This window comes from Chryseobacterium daeguense DSM 19388, from assembly GCF_000430825.1.
Taxonomy (GTDB): domain Bacteria; phylum Bacteroidota; class Bacteroidia; order Flavobacteriales; family Weeksellaceae; genus Chryseobacterium; species Chryseobacterium daeguense.
Genome location: NZ_KE387263.1, coordinates 37553 through 52047, shown reverse-complemented (window position 1 = coordinate 52047; position 14495 = coordinate 37553). Strand labels below are relative to the sequence as shown.

The 14495-nt window shown below is 35.5% G+C and carries 13 protein-coding genes; 7 read left to right on the top strand and 6 right to left on the bottom strand.

Annotated features, from left to right (window positions below):
* Window positions 1-20: 20 nt before the first annotated feature.
* On the bottom strand, window positions 21-569 hold the full coding sequence (locus tag H560_RS0119650) for a helix-turn-helix transcriptional regulator (RefSeq protein WP_027381553.1): 549 nt from the start codon (window positions 567-569) through the stop codon (window positions 21-23).
* Between the two features lie 828 nt (window positions 570-1397).
* Here H560_RS0119650 and H560_RS0119645 point away from each other — a divergent pair.
* A complete protein-coding gene (locus tag H560_RS0119645; RefSeq protein WP_051289405.1) occupies window positions 1398-2507 on the top strand; it encodes a M14 family zinc carboxypeptidase in 1110 nt (369 codons plus the stop codon).
* A gap of 142 nt (window positions 2508-2649) precedes the next feature.
* Here H560_RS0119645 and H560_RS0119640 read toward each other — a convergent pair whose 3' ends face one another.
* Window positions 2650-3159, bottom strand: coding sequence for a DUF4920 domain-containing protein (locus tag H560_RS0119640; protein WP_027381551.1), 510 nt, complete (start codon window positions 3157-3159; stop codon window positions 2650-2652).
* Window positions 3160-3667: 508 nt separating this feature from the next.
* Here H560_RS0119640 and H560_RS0119635 point away from each other — a divergent pair.
* The 3 genes from H560_RS0119635 (at window position 3668) to H560_RS0119625 (ending at window position 7709) form a co-directional block, all read left to right on the top strand.
* The gene (locus tag H560_RS0119635) at window positions 3668-5086 is read left to right on the top strand and encodes an APC family permease (protein WP_027381550.1); all 1419 of its coding nucleotides are present in this window, start codon (window positions 3668-3670) and stop codon (window positions 5084-5086) included.
* Window positions 5087-5358: 272 nt separating this feature from the next.
* Window positions 5359-5799 carry a GPW/gp25 family protein gene (locus H560_RS0119630; protein WP_027381549.1) on the top strand — a complete coding sequence of 147 codons (441 nt, stop codon included), beginning with the start codon at window positions 5359-5361 and terminating at the stop codon, window positions 5797-5799.
* Between the two features lie 26 nt (window positions 5800-5825).
* Window positions 5826-7709 (top strand): type VI secretion system baseplate subunit TssF, encoded by a 1884-nt coding sequence (locus H560_RS0119625; protein WP_027381548.1) that lies wholly within the window; start codon window positions 5826-5828, stop codon window positions 7707-7709.
* 181 nt (window positions 7710-7890) lie between these two features.
* On the opposite strand, the gene H560_RS0119620 is transcribed toward H560_RS0119625, so the two are convergent.
* The 3 genes from H560_RS0119620 to H560_RS0119610 all read right to left on the bottom strand — a co-directional run bounded on the left by H560_RS0119620 (window position 7891) and on the right by H560_RS0119610 (window position 9798).
* Window positions 7891-8190, bottom strand: a complete 300-nt coding sequence (locus tag H560_RS0119620; protein WP_027381547.1) for a putative quinol monooxygenase — start codon at window positions 8188-8190, stop codon at window positions 7891-7893.
* A gap of 19 nt (window positions 8191-8209) precedes the next feature.
* Entirely contained in the window at window positions 8210-8890 is a 681-nt protein-coding gene (locus H560_RS0119615; protein ID WP_027381546.1) for a type 1 glutamine amidotransferase domain-containing protein, read from the bottom strand.
* 338 nt (window positions 8891-9228) lie between these two features.
* Complete coding sequence (locus H560_RS0119610; RefSeq protein ID WP_027381545.1) at window positions 9229-9798, bottom strand: Crp/Fnr family transcriptional regulator; 570 nt, start codon at window positions 9796-9798, stop codon at window positions 9229-9231.
* A gap of 328 nt (window positions 9799-10126) precedes the next feature.
* Between H560_RS0119610 and uvrA the strand changes: the two genes are divergently transcribed.
* The 3 genes from uvrA to H560_RS0119595 all read left to right on the top strand — a co-directional run bounded on the left by uvrA (window position 10127) and on the right by H560_RS0119595 (window position 13847).
* The gene (uvrA, locus tag H560_RS0119605; protein WP_027381544.1) at window positions 10127-12958 is read left to right on the top strand and encodes an excinuclease ABC subunit UvrA; all 2832 of its coding nucleotides are present in this window, start codon (window positions 10127-10129) and stop codon (window positions 12956-12958) included.
* Between the two features lie 244 nt (window positions 12959-13202).
* On the top strand, window positions 13203-13601 hold the full coding sequence (locus tag H560_RS0119600; protein WP_027381543.1) for an energy transducer TonB: 399 nt from the start codon (window positions 13203-13205) through the stop codon (window positions 13599-13601).
* A gap of 111 nt (window positions 13602-13712) precedes the next feature.
* Window positions 13713-13847: a bacteriocin-like protein gene (locus H560_RS0119595; protein WP_027381542.1), complete on the top strand. Its 135-nt coding sequence runs from the start codon at window positions 13713-13715 to the stop codon at window positions 13845-13847.
* 33 nt (window positions 13848-13880) lie between these two features.
* Here the strand turns inward: H560_RS0119595 and H560_RS22615 are convergent, their stop codons facing one another.
* Window positions 13881-14444, bottom strand: a complete 564-nt coding sequence (locus H560_RS22615) for a hypothetical protein (protein WP_155845056.1) — start codon at window positions 14442-14444, stop codon at window positions 13881-13883.
* Between the last annotated feature and the right edge of the window lie 51 nt (window positions 14445-14495).

The following is a 14495-nucleotide window of genomic DNA, read 5'->3' as shown; positions in this document are numbered from 1 at the left end:
AATATGCGATCAGGTTTTTTTTATGGCTCAAAACTTTCAAATTTTCCATTTTCATAGAACAAAACAATACGTTTTATCTTACCATTTTGATTTCCAACAACTTGGCGAATGGCATCAGACTGATTATTTTCTAATCGCTGAGAATCGGATATATTTTCCGTTACTTTATATTGGTCCGGTATAACGGATTCTCGGGAACTTATTTTTGGAGCTTCAAATTCTTTTTCCTCTATCCCAAAATCTTCGTCCTCATTCATCATGGTAAAAAGATCGGGTAGAGAAGTTGGCTTTAGCTTCTCCTCTTCTGAATTTTCTGAAGTTTCTTCAGTCTTTTTAACAGTTTCAGAAAGATCAGATTTTAACATCTCTCCATCGCCGTTTACAAGCCAGTCCCATAAAATCTCAGGAAAGCGGGATTTGATTTTTATAATGAATTCCAGTGACGGCTTATTCCTGCCGGAAGTTATATGTGAAATGGAAGAGCGTTGCACATCAACCTCATCTGCAAATTCAGACGGTGTTAACCCTGAGTATTCAATAACCTTGGAAATTCTTTCATTTAGACTCATAAAAATAAGCTTTAAATCACTTTACAAATGTAAAGATATAATTTACAAATGCAAAATACAAAAGTAAGTCATAAATAATTTATTTAATATACAATTGTAAACATTATAAAATATTAACAATCAATTAATTACTCATTATTCTGTAAAAAGCAAGATTTATTATTTAACAATTTTTCCCCAAGAAGCTTATTTAAAATGTTTACTTCAAGTAAAACATGAAGTAAGCCGTTTATTTAAATTTTATTTATGAAATCTATTATGATCCCTTTATTGATCGACTCTATAGCATGTTTTAACTACTAAATTAACTTAAAATAGAGTGGTAGTATTCTAAATACCTGATTTAGATTATTAAACGGTACATGTATCGTCTTAAAACGTCTGAATTGTGTTTATTGGAAGTGATCTTACATTTATTTAAGAATAATTCTTATAGCTAAAATTCTTGTTTTTATTGTTAAGTTAGAGTTTTCATGTAAATCTCAATTTGTAAAGATTCATTGATTAATATTCTAAATTATCAATAATTTACAATTGTATATTAATTATATTAAATCATTTTCCACATTAATTCTTGTTTAATGAAATTACGCGCAAATGTAGATAAGTACTGCATAATGCGCTTAAAGTAAATCTAAACTACGGGTTTATATAAATGTTTTAAATATCTCATAATGAATAATTTAACTATAAGTAATTGAATTATAATTAATCCACAATTTTATCCACAGACATTTTGTCAATTTACATTGTTTAATTGCGTTACAAATGTTAATTTTATTTTCTTATTAAAAATGGTTAAATTTGACTCTTGTAAACTATTACACAATGAATTTTGAACAGATTTATCAACCAAATCCCGAATTCCCAAATCGCTATATTTCCCCTGAAAAATTATTTTCTTACCTACAGACCAATCTCAGCGATTATATTCAGGAGATCGGAAAATCTTATTTAGATAAACCTATTTATAAACTGACAGTTGGAACAGGTAATATTCAAGTTCTTGCCTGGTCGCAGATGCACGGTAATGAATCCAATGCAACCCATGCAATGCTCGACCTGCTGATTACTCTGGATAAAGTTCCGGAGCTTAAAGACGAGCTATTCAGTAAAGTAAAGCTGGATTTTATTTTTATGCTAAACCCTGACGGTTCGGAAAGATGGACCAGGCTGAATGCTGCAGATATCGATTTAAACAGGGACTTTCACAATGAATCCAGCAGAGAGATCAAATATCTTAAGAATGCGGTCGCTTCAAATAAATATGATTATGCGCTGAATCTGCATGAGCAAAGAACTATTTTTACAACAGACGGCATCCATCCTGCAACACTTTCTTTCCTTGCCCCTTCTGAAAACGTCGAGCGGACGGTTACGGAAAACCGGAAAAAATGTATGGCTGTTATTGCCAATGTTTATCATCATCTTAAAGAAATGATCCCCAACCAGATCGGCCGGTATTCTGATGAATTTTACCCGACTTCCACTGGTGACAACTTTATAAAAGCAGGAATGCCTACTATTTTATTTGAAGGCGGACATTTTATAGATGATTATACCCGAAAAGGAACCAGAAAATACTATACAATTGCTTTATATTATGCTTTAAAAGCAATTTCGGAGCTAAATTCAGGTATTGAAGGTTGGGAAGCTTATCTTGATATTCCTGAAAACAGGGAAACGCACTATGACATTGTTTACAGGAATGTAAAACTGAACACGGAACATGAATGTATTCTGGATGTAGCCGTTCAGTACAGAGAAATTATGGAGGAAGGGAAAGATGAAATATCATTTATTCCTTTTGTAATGGAAGTGGGCGATGTAAAACAGCGAAAAGGCTGGCTGGAAATAGACTGTACCGGGAAGAGATTTGTCTCTGCCACAAAATATCCAAAACTGGATGCAGAAGTAAATTTTACTATAGAAGACTAAAAAAGCGGAACAATTTGTTCCGCTTTTGTTTTATACTAAATGTCATTGCGAACCGAAGGTGAAGCAATCTCAATAAAGTTACACATTCTTAACTCCACTTTGTTCCGCTGAATGACAACGAAAAATTAAAATTTTAGAATTTTTAGTTCACCACTTTAATCCCGTTTGCTACAAATCTGATTTCTTCTTTTGGACTTGTGATGGCATCAATTTCAGCCTGAGGTTTTTTTGCGTCTTCTGCGTAATGCTTTTGCTCGTCGACAGAAGTTACTTTTCTTTCTGCAGTTCCGTCTAAAACAACTGTTTTACCCTTCAGAGCAGTTGGAACAAAGAATGCATAATCCTTCATTTTTACGAAAAACTGGGAGTTATCTTCAGTCTGGATGGTTAACCAACAGCCTTTTTTCTCGCAAACATCTGTAACTTTTCCTTTTACAGCTACATTTTCTACTTTTTTATTCTCTTTTTTAAGCTTTTTGCTTAATTTTTCAACAGTAATTGCTTTAGATTCTGCGTTAGCAGCTACACCGCCTCCGTATACGTCACCAACAACGGCATTTCCAGCCGGCGGCCCGAATTTTTTTGTCTCCTGTGCAAAAGCTAAAGTAGAAACACTTACAGCTACAGCGAATAATATTGCTTTGAATTTCATTTTTAATATTTTTCTCAAAAGTACTAATAAAATTTGAATCATAAATTGCGAAAAAATTGATAAAAAACAGGTTATGTTTTTGTGTTTAATTATTTGAAGCTATTCCCGCTTTCCATTACAATCTTTTTTTAGCAAAAAAGGATTTTCATTACAATCGGGGCTAGGGCTGAAGTCATTCATTTAAGCATTAGGTATTCACAGAGCTTGTCATTCCGTAGGAATCTGGCCGCGAATCTTTCATACTGTTTTCTAATATGATGCTTAGATCCTTTCAGGATGACAAACATTGTGTGAAAATCAATAAAAATATTTTATTATCATCAATTTTTCAATTAAAATATTGCTATCATTTGCTGAACGAAGTGCCCTTGCGATCAAAACTGTTTTCAAGATTAATTCAAATAGCCTTGCGAGCATAGCGTAAATATATTAATACACTTTTCTTAATTTCACAACAAAATTTAAATTCAATGCTATATTTATTTATATTTGACATCTATACTCAACTATGCAAAAAAAACTAAAACTTTGGGACGCCATCATGCTCGTAATGGGTTCGATGATCGGAAGCGGAATCTTCATTGTAAGCGCAGATATGATGCGGAATTTAGGCTCAGGATTCTGGCTGATCGTGGTTTGGGTAATTACCGGTATCATGACAGTTGCTGCAGCTATAAGCTATGGAGAGCTTTCAGCATTATACCCGAAAGCTGGAGGGCAATACACATATCTTAAGGAAATTTTCGGAAAAAGAATGGGTTTTCTCTATGGTTGGGGATTGTTTACGGTTATTCAGACCGGGACTATTGCGGCAGTAGCAATGGCATTCGGAAAATTTACTGCGTACCTTGTTCCGGCGCTTAATGATGCTGCTCCTATTATCCAGAGTGGAGAATTTAAAATTACATGGATTCAGATTCTGGCCATTGGAGTCATTCTTTTGCTTACCTATATCAACACAAGAGGGGTAGAAAGCGGAAAATTATTACAAAATATTTTTACAGGGTCAAAAATTATTGCGTTGTTGGGCTTAATAGCTGTTGGATTTATTTTAGTGGATGTTTCCCACATGGCAGAAAACTTCAGCTTCGGGATGGATTCTTTTAATAATCTTAAAAAAGACACCTTCGGGAATTTTCTTAAAGAAGGCTGGGAACCTATTGGCGGGATGACTTTACTTGGCGGAATTGCAGCCGCAATGGTAGGCTCCGTGTTCAGCTCGGTAGCTTGGGAAAGTGTGACCTTCGTTTCCGGAGAGATTGAAAACCCTAAGAAAAATGTAGTAAAATCAATGATTTATGGTACTACAGCCGTCATGATTTTATATATCGCAGTCAATTATGTTTATCTTAATGCTCTGGACCGCGATGCTATTGCTTTTGCTGAAAATGACAGGGTAGCGGTTTCTGCTTCTCATTTTATTTTTGGAAGTGCCGGGACAATCATCATTGCTTTACTGGTGATGGTTTCTACATTTGGATGTGATAACGGGCTTATTCTGGCCGGAGCAAGAGTTTTTCAGACAATGGCAAAAGACGGAATGTTCTTTAAATCAGCGGAAAAAAACAATGCAAATGATGTTCCTGCTAATGCACTCTGGATGCAGGGAATCTGGGCTTCTCTGCTTTGTTTAAGCGGACAGTATGGCAACCTTCTGGATATGATTTCTTTTGTAATCGTGTTATTTTATATGATTACGGTTTTTGGAGTTATTTATTTAAGAATTAAGCAGCCGAACCTCGAAAGACCCTACAAAACATGGCTGTATCCTGTAACACCAATTATTTATTTAGTGATAGGAGCGGGATTCTGTATTTTGCTGTTGATCTATAAGCAGCAGTATACCTGGCCGGGCTTCCTGATGGTATTGCTTGGACTTCCGGTGTATTATTTTATCAATAGAAATAACAATAAAATTAAAGAATAAATTCAAAAGCTGTTTAATTAATTTAGACAGCTTTTTTATTGTTATTTAATACTCATTACCTATTTTTAAAGGAGCTTTTTCCCGCTCTCCGCACTCGAAGCCACCAGCCCCGAAACCTTGCTAAATAATTGCTGAAGGCCCTAAAGCTAACAGCCTAAATATTATACATCAAATTTAAATCTTATAATATTTTATTTCGCTAAAAATACTTAATTTGGTATTTATTTTCGATTAAACAAGACTATGAAGTAAAAAATAAAGAAGTTGAGATCATGGACACACCAAATTACAGAATGCCTTTCGTTCCGTCAACCTTAATGACAGAAGGAGGAAGTATCGACACCTGCGACATGGGAGAAAGCATTGCCCATAACATCATGCTGTTGATCACCACAAAGAAAGGCGAAAACAGATATGATGAAAATTACGGAAACGACGTCTGGAACCTGGAATTCGATAACGGAGTTACAAGTGCAGTATGGGAAAGCGTATTCATAAAAAGCCTGAAAAGACAGATCAGGGATTATGAGCCGAGGATTGTGCAGCCACAGATCGATGCACATATCCTCATTGTAGAACACAGCTACGATACAAAAGAGCATACTGAAATCAAAAAGAAAGTAAAAATTGCCATCAATGCAAAAATGGAAGAAACGGGAGAGCGGTTCAGCTTTTCTACGGAATTATTCCTGAGCCCGATGTCGATTGATTAATTATTGTAAACTTGTAACCAGAACCTATGAATTTAGACCAAAATATATATTCCAAAGAATCTGTAAAAGCAAGAATGCTTCAGAATGCTACCAAAGTTTGGGGATTAAAAAGTCCACAGTCACTGGATCCTTTCGTAAAGTTATTGATAGACGCATTCAGCACAGAAGTTTTCAAAGCAAATAACGAAATACAGACGGTAAATGCCAGAATTTTAGAAAAGCTGGCAAAATTATTAACGCCGTCCATTTATACACATCCCATTCCGGCCCATGCCATTGCTTTTACGCAGCCTTATGAATCTTCGGAAATCCTGTTGGAGCATACAGAATTTTTCTTCAGGAAACAGATGACCTCTACGGTAAAATCAGAGTCAGATAAGCAGATTAATATTCCGTTTACGCCCGTAGGAAATATCAGGATCAATAAAGCGCAGACCGCTGTTATGTTCGTAGGGAATACCTGCTACAGTGTGGACGACCGCTTAAATAAAATCCCGATTGCAAGATTCCAGGGAAAGCCGGAAGATTACAGGAAGGTTACCATCGGAATTAATGTTTCAAAATATGAAAGTGAAAGTTTTCCTAAGTATCTCAGCATTTATTGCTCAAATCCGGCCTTTGAACATCTTGATTTTGTCTATAAATTATTACCGTACATTACGGTTTCCAGTAATGGAAACCCTTTGTTTGTAAAAGAAGGACTTACTTATATCAAAAATAATCAGACGGACGGATATGAACAGATGTTCCGCGAACAGTCTATCCAGAATAAACTTTTTGAAGATGTGAAAAGCATTTACCGCCACAAATTCATTGAGATTACCGGACTTTCGGATTCTTTGTTTTCCGAACCTGGAAAATTGCCTGAAAATTTAGAATATGTAGATTATAAAGAAGAAATCACAAAACATATTGACGGAAAACGCTATCTGTGGCTTACTTTGGAGTTTCCTCCACAGTTTTCGGCAGAGATTTTAGATAATTTTTCATTTGTATTAAACGCATTCCCTATTTACAACCGTGGCTGGAAAAAAACAGAATACAGCCTGGATATTATGGGAAATAATATTCCGCTGGTTACAGATGAAGGCGAACATTTTTTATATGTTGATGAAGTTCAGGATGGAGACGGAAGACGGTATACGGAAATACCTTTTACGCCCAACGATGATCTTAAAAAAGGCTTATACACGGTAAGAAAAGGCGGTATGGAACGTTTTACAAACAGAAATGCAGTGGATATGATCGCCAATGTTCTGGAACTTACCAGAGACGAAATTGCCGCGTTTTCTCTTTTAAACAGGGATAATGTAAAGGGTGTCTTAAGCGAGATGGCCGATAAGATGAAATCTATGGTTCAGAAAGTGAATAATGCGAAAAGAACCATCAAGCAGGAGCTGAATTACATCATTATGGAGCCTGTAGAAAAAACGGATCATACCTACGCATCATTTTGGGTTACCCACTGCACGCTTGCGAACCACATGCGTCCCGGGACTGAGCTTTCCAACCAGTTAAAATCCCAGATGCTTATTCTTTTAACGGAAACCATCGGCGGGGCGGAAGAACAGAAAGGAACAGACAGCATTCAGGCGTATAAATATGCTTTGACCACGAGAGATAAAATTATTTCTTTGGAAGATGTTAAAAACTATTGCAGAATGGTTCTGAAAGACGAATTAAAAGACGTAAGGGTAAAACGCGGAACCATGATCAGCAACAAGCCTAAAGAGGGCTTTGTAAGAACGGTTGAGGTAGAAATCATTCCACAGAATTATTCTTTTTACGGAAGAGTATATTGGGAAAACATGGCGAATATTCTGAGAAATCAGATCATTTCAAAAGCAATTGACGGAATAGAATATGTTGTGAAAGTAACAAATGAAGATTCTGATTTTTTTGATAATTAAATTAAAGATTCTTCGACAGGCTCAGGATGACAGTGCTCTAATACTGACTGTTTCATTTTATTTTAATTAAAATATGCAGGAGATTTTCACAGTGTCATCCTGAGCCTGTCGAAGGATCAAACAATTATAAAAAAGTTACGGGCAAACCATAGGTTTGCCCGTAACTCATTAAAACACATCATTAAAATAACAGATTCATAAGAATCACCTCTCTTTCCTCCAATAAAGGAACAACCTGTTCCAGTACAATGCTTTTAAAATGCTCAGAATTACGATGGATTTCCACAGCATCGGCACTTATATACCCTTCATATAAAATAATTGTATTCTGATCTTCCTGACTCTGATGCAGTTTATAAAACAAATTTCCTTCTTCCCGGGTACTTTTTTCTCCGGCTTCTTTCATTAATTGAAGAACGGCATCCAGTTTTCCTTCTTTCACCTGCCATTTGGCGTGAACAAATACAGCGTTTTGATCCATTTTTTTATTTTGAATTAAATTATGATTTTTTAGCCTCCAGCAGAGCAACCATTTTTTCACCAACACCTTTTGCAGAAGCTGGGTTTTGACCTGTTACAAGATTTCCGTCTGCGATACTGTTGGCAGACCAGGGTTCAGCGGCGTGGAAAATCGCTCCCTGTTCAGTTAAGGCCGTTTGCAAATCGAAAGGAACATCCGGTCTTGCATAGTTATCTTCTTCTTCAGTCGTAAATGATGTGATATTTTTACCATCCACCAGATAACTTCCGTCACTCAATTTTACATTTAAGAGTGAAACAGGACCGTGGCAAACGGCTCCTACAACGCGATTGTTTTCATAAAATTCAGCAATTACTTTTTTAAGTTCGGCGGCTTCCGGCATATCTACCATCGGTGCCAGACCTCCCGGAACAAAAACAGCATCATAAGAACTGATATCCAGATTAGAAAGTTTTATTGCACTGTGCATTCCTTCCCAACCTTTTCCGGTTAAGAATTTTAAGTTATCAGGATCACCGGCTAAATTTAAAGCATCTAAAAACGGAGATTCACCAGTAAGGCTTGCAAAATCAACTTCATAGCCTGCTTTTTCAAATTCTGCGTAAGGATGCGCTACTTCAGATAAGAAAGTTCCGGTTCTTCGGTGATTAGGTCCGATTGAGCTGGCATTGGATACAATGATTAATACTTTTGGATTCATGACTTAAATTTTTTTAGTTAATTATTATTTTTGAATGATCTTTTGAAATTGTTTTAAATTTCTATAGCAAATGTAGGTTGATCCAATGCCTCAACAGAAGGAGTGAAGTCACAAAAAAAGTGTGATCGAAATCACACTTGAATATTTGATTTTTAAATTAGAATTTTATGTAAAACTATTATTAAACATAAAAAATATACATAATGTTTGTCATCCTGGAAGGATCTAAGCATAGTTTAGAGGTATAATATATTCCAGTGTTATTTGTGAAAAATTAGTGCTATTAGTATTTAAAAAAGAGATTGCTTCATCGCTTCGCTCCTCGCAATGACATAAAATTATTTAATATTAGAATACAGCCTGCTAAGTGTTTCGCGGCTTACTCCAAGATATTCTGCAACATATTTTTTAGTAATTTCGGAGATAAGATCCGGATATAATCTTACAAATTCTTCATATCGCTGTTGCGGTGTACTCGATAATAAAAGCATAATTCTCTGCTGTAAAGCAATATAGCCGTTCATCAGCTTTACTCTGAAGAAATGCTCCATCTTATGAAGTTCTGAAGACAGTTTTTCACGGCCTTCCAGTGTAAGGCATACTATAGCTCCGTCCTGCAGGCATTCTACAAACATGGTAGCATTCTTTTGTTTAAAAAATCCGATATAATCCGTCATCCACCAGTTTTTTTTCGCAAACTGGAGGATATGTTCTTTACCGTTTTCATCAATATAGAAAACTTTATAAATACCGTCTAAAGCCAGAAATTCATATTTTACTTCGTCTCCCTCATGAACTAAAAACTGGTTTTTGCGAACATTTTTAAGAACGAAAAAGTCTTTGACGTAATCAAACTCCTCATCTGTAAGCGGAGTTATGGCTTCAATATGTTCCCGGAGTCTGTTCATGGCTGGGTTTTAAGTGATGTAAATTTAATTAAAAAATAGTTAATTTTTGAATGGATATTCTTGCTTGGTATTGTTAGAGATCTTTTGACTGTTCTCACTTAGGATGACACCGCGAAATTTTTTCTGCATTTAATTTGAAATAAAACAATTAGTATTAGACTTCTGTCATGCTGAACGTGAGCAGTCGAAGAATTCCACAAAGTTAATTTCATTTAAAATAAAAAATGGATAGATTCACGGCTAATAATCTAACAATTTTAACACAAAAAATTCCTAAAATTTCCGTAATTTTGCACATCGTGATTTTCAGGTAAAATCACACCAAATTATGAGTAAATCAACAGAATATATAGAAGTTTACGGAGCCCGTGAACATAATCTTAAAAATATTAACGTAAAAATTCCGCGCAACGAATTGGTAGTAATTACCGGGCTTTCGGGAAGCGGAAAATCATCATTGGCTTTTGATACTATTTTTGCAGAAGGCCAGCGCCGTTATATCGAAACGTTTTCTGCTTATGCCAGACAGTTTTTGGGCGGACTGGAGCGTCCTGATGTAGACAAAATAGAAGGATTATCTCCCGTAATTGCCATAGAACAGAAAACAACCAATAAAAATCCCCGTTCTACCGTAGGAACGGTTACGGAATTATATGATTTTCTCCGTCTTCTATACGCAAGAGTTTCAGATGCGTATTCTCAGACAACAGGCAAGAGGCTGGTAAGCTATACCGAAGATCAGATTCTTGATACAATTAAAGAAAATTATAAAGGCGAAAAAATCATGCTGATGGCTCCAGTGGTACGTTCCAGAAAAGGTCATTATCATGAACTTTTCGTGCAGATGGCTAAGAAAGGGTACGGGCAGGCAAGAATTGACGGTGAACTGCAGGATATTGAATATGATTTAAAGCTTGACCGTTACAAAACCCACGATATCGACATTGTAATCGACCGTTGGATTATCGGGGAAAGTGCTTCCGAAGCCAGAATGGAAAAATCATTGCGGACGGCGATGGAAATGGGAGAAGGCTTAATCGGGATTCAAAAACTGGGAAGTACGGAAATTGAATATTTTTCAAAGAATTTAATGGATGCGGAAACCGGTCATTCATTGGCTTTGCCGGAACCGAATACATTCTCTTTTAACTCTCCGAAAGGAAGCTGCCCGGAATGTAAAGGCTTGGGAACTATTAAAAAAATAAACACCGATTATTTTGTTGAAAATCCAAAATTATCAATAAATCAGGGAGGCTTACTGCCTTTGGAAGATATTAAATCTAATAAATGGATTCTGGCTCAGATTAAAAATATCCTTGAAATTTTCGGATTGGGCTTAACTACTCCTTTTCAGGATATCCCGGAAGAAGCGTTGGATTATATGTACAACGGATGCCACAAAGAATTCAATAAAGATTTAAAATACGCCGGAATTACCAAGAAAATTAAAATCAGCTTTGATGGTTTAATTCCTTTTATGGAAGAGATCATTGAGGAAAGGGAATCTTACGAGGCTATTTTGCTGGAAAGACATTTCACAACGGAAGAAACGTGTCCGGAATGTAAGGGAACACGTCTTCAGCCTTCAAGCCTGAGCTTTAAAATCGATGGAAAAAATATTGCTGAGGTTAATGCATTGAGTTTAATAGATTTAAAAGACTGGTTAGCTGACGTTAAAGATAAATTCTCAGAAAAGCATGCCATTATTGCTCATGAAATTTTAAAAGAAATCGAAACAAGGCTTCAGTTTTTGCTGGATGTAGGTTTGGATTATTTAAGCCTGAGCAGGAGTTCAAAAACTCTTTCAGGAGGGGAGTCTCAAAGGATTCGCCTGGCTACGCAGATAGGGTCTCAATTGGTAAATGTTCTTTATATTTTGGATGAACCGAGTATAGGTTTACACCAGAGAGACAATGAGAGATTGATTAATTCACTGAAAAATCTCCGTGATATCGGAAACTCTGTTTTGGTGGTAGAACACGACAAAGATATGATTCTGGAGGCCGATGAGGTACTGGATATTGGCCCCAGAGCCGGGAAGTTCGGGGGAGAAATCCTTTGGCAGGGAAAACCGAAAGATTTGTTGAAAGCGGATACGATTACAGCTCAGTATATTAATGGAAAAAGAAAAATCGAAATTCCTGCGGAAAGACGTAAAGGAAACGGTAAAAATATCGTATTAAAAGGGGCTACAGGAAATAATCTTAAAAATGTAACACTGGATATTCCTTTAGGTAAGCTGGTTGTAGTTTCAGGAATTTCAGGAAGCGGAAAATCTTCTTTGATTAACGGAACCTTGTACCCGATTTTAAACAAGCATTTTTACAGAGCCGTTCAGGAACCTTTACCATACAAAAAAATTGATGGTCTCGAAAACATCGATAAAATTGTAGATGTAGACCAGACCCCGATCGGGAGAACGCCACGTTCAAACCCGGCAACCTACACAGGAATGTTTACGGATATCCGAAATCTTTTTGCTGAATTGCCGGAAAGTAAAATCCGTGGTTATAAGCCGGGAAGATTCTCTTTCAACGTAAAAGGCGGAAGATGCGAAACCTGTCAGGGAGGCGGGTTGAAGGTTATTGAAATGAATTTCTTACCGGATGTCTATGTACATTGCGAAACCTGCAACGGAAAACGTTTCAACAGGGAAACGCTGGAAGTACGTTACAAAGGAAAATCTATTTCAGATGTATTGGATATGACGATTGATGAAGCCGTAGAATTTTTCCAGCCGATTCCAAAGATTTTTGCAAGAGTAAAAACATTACAGGATGTAGGTTTGGGGTATATTACTTTGGGACAGCAATCGACCACGCTTTCAGGAGGAGAGGCTCAGCGTATCAAGCTGGCAACTGAACTGGCAAAAAGACAGACCGGAAATACATTATATATCCTTGATGAACCTACCACCGGACTTCACTTTGAAGACGTGAAAATACTTATGGATGCTATTAATAAATTAGTGGAATTAGGAAACTCATTTATTATTATTGAACATAATATGGACGTTATAAAATTAGCAGATCATATTATAGATGTTGGTCCTGAAGGTGGAAAGCACGGCGGGCAGATTGTAGCACAGGGAACTCCGGAAGAAATCGTAAAATCGAAGAAAAGTTTGACAGGTAAGTTTTTGAAAAGAGAACTAGAGTAATACTTTGTTAAAGTTTATAAATTACAGGTCAAAACAACTAATGTTTTGGCCTTTTTTATGCTTAATATTAACTTCCAATATTAAATTTTTAATTATTTTTAAAATTTATATAGTTGAAAATCAGTTAATTAAATTTCAATGTTAACCCAATGTTAACTGAATGTAAATTTATTGTAAATTATTTTTTATAACTTTGATAGTAGATATAAAATTAAATAAGTATAATATTTAAAACCAATTAGTTATGAAAAATAATATTCAAATATTTATAGCTTCATTTATGGTGTGCGGACTTGCAGCTGTGGTAAATACAGCTAAAGCACAAAATACGAACAGCAATGTTATCCAGGAGGTTCAATTAAATAAAAAAGATGCTCTAAGCGATGTAAGAAAAGAATTAATAAACAATTTTGACTTTACAAACTATGAATATAAACAGGGAATAGTAAATTCTGAGGTAAAATTTGATATTTTGGAAGATGGAAAGGTTGCTAATGTTCATTCCACTGGCGACTGTAAAAATGTTAGTAAAGAAATTGAAAATGTTTTGAGTAATTTCAGAATTAAGCCTAAAAAGCTGAACGGAAAAATGATGGCCTATACTTATGTTATGCCTGTTACAATAGAGATAGATCAGAGATAGAATTATAAATTATTATACATTAATATAATAATTATGAAATTTTTAAATAAAAAGTTATAATAATTCGTAATATTTTTTTCGTTTATATTTAATACGCAAAAATTAAACGATATGAAAAATCTAAAGAAACTATCAAAAGAAGAACTAAAAGCAGTAAACGGAGGTGCTCCTAAAAAATACTGCGTGTACTGCGAATGGATGAATGCTGTAGTATGCAGCGAAGTTCCTATTTCACAATGCCCTTAAAAACTAAAGCCGCTCATCGAGCGGCTTTAGTTTTTAATTTGTTTTGGCACCTTCTATAAAGCTTGCTAAACTTTTTTTGAGATCGGAAGTGTTTCCTAATTTATCATCAAAATCAATATTATCAATTTTCCATCCGTCTCCGGGGTTAATTAAATTGATTTTATCAACCCACGTAATTTTTGGATTTTCATTGGAGTTTTCAAATTCTACATTTACTTCAGCCTTAGCTTCTCCGGAATCGTTAAGCATTTTTACAGAAACGATTTTATAATTAGTATATCCTTCATAAAGACTTGTAAATAGAGAGCCTTCAAAAATCTGAGGCTTATCACCTTTTTTTTCTTTTTCAGTTCTTTCAATGCTTGCGTTAGAAGCTTTTACAGCCTCATCCAGATTTTTTTTAAGTCCTGGTGAGAAAATAGAATCGGCAAAAGGTACTTTATAAAGTGATTCTGTGGACTTACCGTAGATACTGTACAATTCATTAACCTTTAGTGTGATTTCAGCATCATTATTTACTGTTTTCGGCAAATTGTCATTTTTATTGCAAGATGCAAATGTCAGGAGAACTCCCAAGTATAGAAATAATTGTTTCATAATTTGTGTAAATTAATTTAATATTAACAACTTATTAGCAAAGTTTATGCC